Consider the following 6,000-nt stretch of genomic DNA (forward strand, 5'->3'; position numbering starts at 1 on the left):
CTGGGGGTACCAGCAGGGCCGCGCCCGACGGGGCGGGATCGCCGTCCTCGTCGGAGAGGAGCACCGCCATGTCCGGCCTCGTCCGTATGAGCCTCGACGCACCCGAGGAAGTCCGCCCCTTCGAAGAGGGCAGCGGCAAGGTGGAACTGGTCAACCTCGCCGGTGGCGCGGTCGGCCGGGGCACGTTCGAGCCGGGCTGGCGGTGGTCGCGGCATGTGAAGCCGATCGCCGGGACGGAGAGCTGCCAGGCCTCGCACGCGGGGTACGTGCTGTCGGGCCGCATGCGGATCGTGATGGACGACGGCCAGGAGGACGAGTTCGGCCCCGGCGACTTCATGGTGTGCCCGCCCGGTCACGACGGCTGGGTCGTCGGTGACGAGGCGTGCGTGGTGATCGACTGGCAGGGGTTCACGGACTACGCGAAGCGCTGATCCCGCCGGCCGCCCGACGGCGGCGGCGGTCCGCCACGCCGGCTCCCGCCCGGCCCCGCACGGCCGCCTCCCGCCCGGCCGCCTCCCCGTGGGACGGAGGCCGCCGGGCACCGGGGCGGGTCAGATCGCGCTGCCGGCCTTCCAGTCGGCCCAGCCGAGGTTCCAGCCGTTGAGTCCGTTGGACGGCGTGACCGTCTTGTCGCCGGAGTTGACGACCTCGACGACGTCGCCGACGAGCGAGCCCTTGAAGAAGGCGGCGCCGTCGGTGGTGTCGTCGCCCGCGCCCTGGACGTCCCGGAGGGCTATGCAGCCGTGGCTGAGGTTCTCCTGGCCGAAGGCGGCGGACGGCGACCAGTAGTTGCCGTGGATGAACGTGCCGGAGGTGGTGAGCCGCTGGGCGTGGGGCACGTCGGGGATGTTGTACTCGTCGCCGAGGCCGACGGTCTGGGAGTCCATCTTGGTCTGGAGGTACTGCTCGGAGATGACGAGCTTGCCGCCCCAGGTCCGGGTGGCGGGGGCGCCGCCGATGATCGGGTGGACCGCGGTGACCTCGCCGTCGGTGGTGACGGTGAGCGTGTGGGCGGCGAGGTCGGCGACGCTGGTGCGGCTGCGGCCGACGGTGAAGCGGATGTCCTTCGACTGGGTGCCGTACACGCCCTTGGCGCCTTCGACGTCCTTGAGACGGAGGCTGAGGGTGACGGTGGTGCCCTTGGCCCAGTACTCGCGGGGGCGGAAGTCGAGGCGGGTGCTGGAGTACCAGTGGCCGACGACCTCGACGCCGGTGTCGGCGGTGACGGTGATGGCCCGCTGGACGGCCCTGCGGTCGGTGACGGCCTTGTTGAAGGTGATCGAGACCGGCATGCCGACGCCGACGGTGGAGCCGTTCTCCGGGGTGAAGTGCCCGACGAAGGTGTGGGCGGGCGAGGCGGTCGCGAACTCGGCGTGCGCGTCGGCCTCCAGGCCGTCCGGGTCGGTGGCGGAGGCGGCGACGGTGTAGCCGGTGCCGCTGGCGAGCGCCGCGGTGGAGGTCCAGGAGCGGCCGTCGGCGGCGAGGGTGCCGGCGACGGTGCGGCCGGCCCCGTCGGTGGTGGTGACGGAGGAGAGCGTGCCGCCGGTCACGGTGACCCGGATCGGCGTGGTGAAGGAGGCCGACGTACTGCCGTCGGCCGGGGTTATGGATATCCGGGCGGCGGACGTCTCCGGGGTGCTGCTCGCCCCGTCGGTGGCGCCGTTCTCGGTGCCGTCACCGTCACCGCCTGCGCCGCCCGCGGGCAGGCCGGCCGCCGCGGTGGAGCCGGCGGCCGGGCCGCCGGAGTCGCCGTTGCAGGCCGCGACCAGGAGGACGGGTGCGCCGAGCAGGCCGGCCAGGACGCCTCGGCGGCTCCAGCCGGTCGTGGTTCCGTGCTCCTGGGGGTGGGGTGCCGTCACGGTCGTTCTCCCTGCTGCTGTGCCTGCGCGGGTCGGCGCGCCTGTACGGATCAAGCGTCGTAATTCGGATCAATGGCATGGTCCGTCACAAATGCTTGAGACCGTACGAGAGTACTTGTCATACCTCCATAACGGACAAATGCCCGGTCCGGAGAAGTCCGGACCGGGCATTCGGTGACGTGATTTCCGTCACGGCGTCTACTCGACGGTGTACTCGTCCCAGCTCTCTTCCTCGGGGTCGAACTCGGTGTGGGCGGATTCCCACGTGGCCGAGGTGAGCTCGATGCCGGGGACGTCGCCGAGCAGGGCGACCGGGTCGATGAAGTGGGCGAGCGACCCGGAGGGGTCCACCTCGATGGCCTCGACGGACTGGGCGCGCTCCTCGTCGTCCAGGTACTCGTCGTTCTCGACCTGGGCGAGGGCGGCGGCCTTGAGGGCCTGCTCATCGGTGATCTCGGCGATGAGCTCGATGCTGAGGCGTACGTAACGCGGGGCGTCCTGCGCGGGCAGGTCAGTGCTGGTCATGGCGGCGAGCCTAGGTCAGTGGGCCATCGGACCCAAACCGCACCCGTTCGGGGCGGACGACGAAGCAGGGTTCCCGGTCGGCCCACCCGCCGACCGGGAACCCTGAGTTCGGGAGGGGCCGGTCCCCGGGATACCCGGGGACCGACCGCTCCGACTCCGCCCGACTCCCCCACCCGGGAGCCGCGGAGACGCGCCTTTCGGCGCGATGGGTGCCGCGGGGGTCACCGCACCCTGTCGGTGACCGCGACCCGAAGGCCTTGGTCGGACAGGGGCGGGACGACGGCAACCCCCGCGGGCGGGACACGGAAGGCCGGGTCAGGGCCGACCGACGTGTCCGTGGTGACTGCGGCACCGGGGAGCCGCTCCCGGTATCCGCTGCCACCATGCTCGGCGTCTTGCCGTTGACCACTACATTGCACGGCCGTTGTTAATGGCGTGATGCGCAGAGGTGACGTCGGTGTACCAACCGAGCGGCGGGCCGGCTTTCACTCTTTCGGCGCACCGATCGGGCCGGGGCGGTGACGGCCCCTCAACGGCCGGCGGTGACGGCCCCTCAGTGGCCGGCGCGGTTGGTGAGGAAGGACAGCAGGTCCTGGCGGGTGACGATGCCCTGCGGCTTGCCCTCCACCAGCACCACCACGGCGTCGGCCTTCTCCAGCACGGCCATCAGGTTGGTGACCGACTCGCCGGAGCCGACGACCGGCAGCGGCTTCGACATCACCTTGTCGAGGGTGTCGGTCAGCTGGACGCGCTGGGCGAAGAGGCCCTCCAGCAGCTCGCGCTCGACGACGGAACCGATCACCTCGCCCGCCATGATGTCCGGGTGCCCGGCGCCGGGGGAGACCACCGGCATCTGGGAGACGCCGAAGTCGCGCAGCACGCGGACGGCCTCGGCGACGGTCTCGCCCGGGTGCATGTGGACGAACTGCGGGATGCCCTCGTGCTCGATGGCGTCCTTGCGGGCGAGCACCTCGCCGATGTGCGCCTCGTCGGTCGCGGCGGGCAGGAAGCCGTAGTCGGCCATCCAGTCGTCGTTGAAGATCTTGGAGAGGTAGCCGCGGCCGCCGTCCGGCAGCAGCACGACGACGACGTCGTCCGGGCCGAGCCGCCTGGCGACCTCCAGCGCGGCGACGACCGCCATGCCGCAGGAGCCGCCCACCAGCAGGCCCTCCTCCTTGGCGAGGCGCCGCGTCATCTGGAACGAGTCCTTGTCGGACACGGCCACGATCTCGTCCGCGACGGTGCGGTCGTACGCGGTCGGCCAGAAGTCCTCGCCGACGCCCTCGACCAGGTACGGGCGGCCGGTGCCGCCGGAGTACACCGAGCCCTCCGGGTCGGCACCGACGACCTGGACCCGCCCCTCGGAGACGTCCTTCAGGTAGCGGCCGGTGCCGGAGATGGTGCCGCCGGTGCCGACGCCCGCGACGAAGTGGGTGATCCTCCCGTCCGTCTGCTCCCACAGCTCCGGGCCGGTCGAGTGGTAGTGCGAGGCCGGGTTGTCCGCGTTGGAGTACTGGTCCGGCTTCCAGGCGTTCGGGGTCTCACGGACGAGGCGGTCGGAGACGTTGTAGTACGAGTCCGGGTGCTCCGGGGCCACCGCGGTCGGACAGACCACGACCTCGGCGCCGTACGCGCGCAGCGTGTTGATCTTGTCGGTGGAGACCTTGTCCGGACAGACGAAGATGCACTTGTAGCCCTTCTGCTGGGCCACGATCGCCAGGCCGACGCCGGTGTTGCCCGAGGTCGGCTCGACGATCGTGCCGCCGGGCTTGAGCGCGCCGGAGGCCTCGGCGGCCTCGATCATGCGCACCGCGATCCGGTCCTTCACGCTGCCGCCCGGGTTGAAGTACTCGACCTTCGCCAGGACCGTCGCCGTGATGCCCTCGGTGACCTTCGTGAGCTTCACCAGGGGCGTGTTGCCGACCAACTCGATGATCGAATTGCTGTACCGCACGGGGATCCTCCCGGGTAGTGGCGCGTGTGACTGTGGGTATCTAAAGGGTATGGCCACGGATGGCCGACGGCTGCCGGTAGGCACGCGGCACCGAGGGGTACTAAGGGGTACGAGGACTCTGGAAACCGCACAAGGGGGTGCAGGATGCCAGGGGCACAGGCGTCGCGGGCACGGGTCGCCCGCCGGATCGCCACCGCGGCCGCGTACGGCGGCGGTGGGCTCGGACTGCTCGGCGTTGGACTGGCCGGACTGCTGCTGACCGAGAGCCGGCTCGCCGTCCGGGCGATCGGACTGCTGGACGGCGATCCGCCGCGGGCGGACGGGGTGTACGGCGACGCGTTCGCCGGCATCGGCACGACGGGCACCGGCACGACGGGCACCGCACCGGACGGGGCGCCGCTCGTCCTGGCGTTCCTGGGCGACTCGACCGCGGCCGGGCTGGGGGTGACGCGCGGCCGGGAGACGCCCGGGGCACTGCTCGCCTCGGGGCTCGCCTCGGTGGCGGAGCGCCGGGTGCGGCTGGTCAACGTGGCCCGCTCCGGCGCCCGCTCGGCCGACCTCGCCCCGCAGGTGGAGCTGGCCCTGCCGCACCGCCCCGCGCTCGCGGTGATCATGATCGGGGCGAACGACGTGACCCGGCGGAGCCCGGCCGCGCAGTCCGTCCGGGAGCTGGGCGACGCCGTCCGGCGGCTGCGGGCGGGCGGCTGCGAGGTGGTGGTCGGCACCTGCCCGGATCTCGGCACGATCAAGCCGGTGCGGCCGCCGCTGCGCTGGGTGGCCCGGCGGGTGAGCCGGCAGCTGGCCGCGGCCCAGACGATCGCGGTCGTCGAGGCGGGCGGCCGGACGGTCTCGCTGGGCTCGCTGCTCGGCCCGGAGTTCGCCGCACGGCCCGAGATGTTCGCCGCCGACCGCTACCACCCCTCCTCGCAGGGGTACGCGACGGCCGCGATGGCGATGCTGCCCTCGCTCTGCGCGGCGCTCGGCCTGTGGCCGCAGGACGAGGAGAGGGCCGGCGGCGAGCCGGCGACGGCCCGGGCGGTCCTGCCGGTGGCGGTGGCCGCGGCGGCCGCGGCGGGCCGGTCCGGCACGGAGGTGGCGGCGGCCGGTCCGGACGCGGCCGCCCGCTGGGCCCTGCTGCGGCACCGGCTGCGGCTCGGACTGCCGGGGACACCGGTGCCGGAGGGGGCGTCGGCGAACTCACACCCGGGACCGGGTGACGCCGGAGCTACCAAGCGGTAATTTTCCTCCCGAGCGTCATTGGGGGCCGATCCGCTCCCACAAGTGAATGCTCGCTAGCCGGTCACTCAGCGAGGAGCCCACCATGCCCGAAGCCGTCATCGTCAGCGCCGCCCGTTCGCCGATCGGCCGGGCGTTCAAGGGATCCCTCAGGGACGTCCGCCCGGACGACCTGACCGCCCAGGTCATCGCCGCGGCCCTCGCGAAGGTCCCCGGCCTCGACCCGCGGCAGATCGACGACCTGATGCTCGGCTGCGGCCTGCCCGGCGGCGAGCAGGGCCACAACCTGGCCCGCATCGTCGCGGTCCAGATGGGCATGGACCACCTCCCCGGCACCACCGTCACCCGCTACTGCTCCTCCTCGCTGCAGACCACCCGCATGGCGCTGCACGCCATCAAGGCCGGCGAGGGCGACATCTTCGTCTC

At 72.5% G+C, this 6,000-nt stretch carries 5 protein-coding genes and 1 pseudogene; 3 read left to right on the forward strand and 3 right to left on the reverse strand.

Annotated elements, in window-relative coordinates:
* Window positions 1–68 precede the first annotated feature (68 nt).
* Window positions 69–431, forward strand: coding sequence for a cupin domain-containing protein (locus SNE206_RS37365; protein ID WP_407918042.1), 363 nt, complete (start codon window positions 69–71; stop codon window positions 429–431).
* A gap of 120 nt (window positions 432–551) precedes the next feature.
* Here SNE206_RS37365 and SNE206_RS37370 read toward each other — a convergent pair whose 3' ends face one another.
* The 3 genes from SNE206_RS37370 to SNE206_RS37380 all read right to left on the reverse strand — a co-directional run bounded on the left by SNE206_RS37370 (window position 552) and on the right by SNE206_RS37380 (window position 4,338).
* On the reverse strand, window positions 552–1,859 hold the full coding sequence (locus SNE206_RS37370) for an Ig-like domain-containing protein (RefSeq protein WP_407918043.1): 1,308 nt from the start codon (window positions 1,857–1,859) through the stop codon (window positions 552–554).
* Between the two features lie 198 nt (window positions 1,860–2,057).
* Window positions 2,058–2,384 carry a hypothetical protein gene (locus SNE206_RS37375; protein ID WP_405011828.1) on the reverse strand — a complete coding sequence of 109 codons (327 nt, stop codon included), beginning with the start codon at window positions 2,382–2,384 and terminating at the stop codon, window positions 2,058–2,060.
* A gap of 553 nt (window positions 2,385–2,937) precedes the next feature.
* Entirely contained in the window at window positions 2,938–4,338 is a 1,401-nt protein-coding gene (locus tag SNE206_RS37380; RefSeq protein WP_407918044.1) for a cystathionine beta-synthase, read from the reverse strand.
* A gap of 144 nt (window positions 4,339–4,482) precedes the next feature.
* Here SNE206_RS37380 and SNE206_RS37385 point away from each other — a divergent pair, with 144 nt between their 5' ends.
* Entirely contained in the window at window positions 4,483–5,577 is a 1,095-nt protein-coding gene (locus tag SNE206_RS37385) for an SGNH/GDSL hydrolase family protein (protein WP_407918045.1), read from the forward strand.
* Between the two features lie 82 nt (window positions 5,578–5,659).
* Window positions 5,660–6,000: pseudogene (locus tag SNE206_RS37390) on the forward strand (acetyl-CoA C-acyltransferase); the annotation flags it as partial.

The sequence above is a fragment of the Kitasatospora sp. NE20-6 genome (genome assembly GCF_045862635.1).